Origin of the sequence: Mycolicibacterium vaccae NBRC 14118 = CIP 105934 (assembly GCF_001552715.1) — a bacterium.
Taxonomy (GTDB): domain Bacteria; phylum Actinomycetota; class Actinomycetes; order Mycobacteriales; family Mycobacteriaceae; genus Mycobacterium; species Mycobacterium vaccae.
On the sequence record NZ_BCRS01000329.1, the window covers coordinates 1 to 1,668 of the forward strand.

2 protein-coding genes are annotated in these 1,668 nt (G+C 73.8%); both read left to right on the forward strand.

Annotated features, from left to right (window positions below; translation table 11 throughout):
* Positions 1 to 932: L-seryl-tRNA(Sec) selenium transferase (gene selA / locus MVA01S_RS29750; protein WP_060941835.1), on the forward strand; the 932-nt coding region annotated here is incomplete at its 5' end.
* Positions 923 to 1,668, forward strand: a 746-nt coding sequence (locus MVA01S_RS29755; protein WP_159426393.1) for a GTP-binding protein, incomplete at its 3' end; no start/stop codon positions are given. The genes selA and MVA01S_RS29755, both read left to right, overlap by 10 nt.

Consider the following 1,668-nt stretch of genomic DNA (forward strand, 5'->3'; position numbering starts at 1 on the left):
GGCGGGGCCGCGGCGCGCTCGCGGCGCTGGCCGCCGCCGTTCCGACCGCCGAGGGCGTGCACGTGGTCAACAACAACGCCGCCGCGCTGCTGCTGGCCGCGATGACGCTGGCGCCGGGCAAGGAGATGATCGTCAGCCGCGGCGAGCTGATCGAGATCGGCGACGGCTTCCGGCTCCCCGCGCTGATGGAGTCCGCGGGTGCCCGCATCCGCGAGGTCGGCACCACCAATCGCACCCACCTGCGCGACTACGCCGACGCGATCGGCCCCGACACCGGCTTCGTGCTCAAGGTGCACCCGTCGAACTACCTGGTCAGCGGATTCACCTCGGGGGTCTCGGTGCGCGAGCTCGCCGGCTTGGACCCCCCGCTGGTCGTCGACATCGGCTCCGGCCTGCTCGCCCCGCACCCGTTGATGCCCGACGAGCCCGACGCCACCACGGTGCTGGCCGACGGCGCCGACCTGGTCACCGCCAGCGGCGACAAATTGCTCGGCGGCCCGCAGGCCGGTCTGCTGTTCGGCACCGGCGAGGTGATCGAGCGGTTGCGCCGCCATCCCGCGGCACGCGCGCTGCGGGTGGACAAGCTGACGCTGGCCGCGCTGGAAGCCACGCTGGTGGGTCCGCCGACACCGGTCGCGCGGGCCCTCGACGCGGACGTCCGCTCGCTGCAGACCCGCGCCCAGACGTTGGTCGCCGCGCTGCCAGAGGCCGGGGCCGTCGCGTGCATCGCCGCGGTCGGCGGTGGCGGCGCTCCCGGTGTCGAACTGCCCAGCTTCGCGGTCAGCCTGCCCGAGAGGTACGCCGCTGCGCTGCGCGTCGGGAACCCCGCGGTGGTGGGCCGGCTGGAGAACGGGCGCTGCCTGCTCGACCTGCGCACGGTCGCACCGGAAGACGACAGCAGGCTGGTGGAGGCCGTGCGGGCGTGTTCGTAGTTGCGACTGCCGGACACGTCGATCACGGCAAATCCACCCTGGTGCAACGACTTACCGGGAGGTGGCCGGACCGGCTGGCCGAGGAGCAGCGCCGCGGCCTGACCATCGACCTCGGTTTCGCGTGGACCTCGATCGACGGGCGCGACATCGCGTTCGTCGACGTGCCGGGCCATGAGAGGTTCGTCGCGAACACGCTGGCCGGCGTCGGCCCGGTGCCCGCGGTGCTGATGGTGGTCGCCGCGACCGAAGGCTGGATGCCGCAGACCGACGAACATTTCGCCGCGGTGCAGGCGCTGGGCGTCGAGCACATGCTGGTCGTGATCAGCAAGGCCGACCTCGCGGATCCGGCCCGGGCCGTCGCCGACGTGCGACAACGACTGCCCGACGCACCGGTGGTCCCGGGCACCGACCTGGACGCCGTCCGCGCACATCTGACCGCGCTCGTCGACGCGCTGCCCGAGCCCGATTCCGACGCCGACGTCCGGCTGTGGGTGGACCGCTCGTTCACGGTGCGCGGCGCGGGCACCGTCGTCACCGGGACGTTGGCCGCGGGCACGCTGCGCGTCGGCGACGAACTGGAGCACGCCGGCAGGCGGGTCACGGTGCGGGGGCTGCAGTCACTGGAACGCGACCGCACCGAGGTGGGCGCGGTGGCGCGGGTCGCGGTGAACCTGCGCGGCGTGGATCGCCGCGACATCGGCCGCGGCGACACCGTGCGCACGCCGGGCGCGTGGCT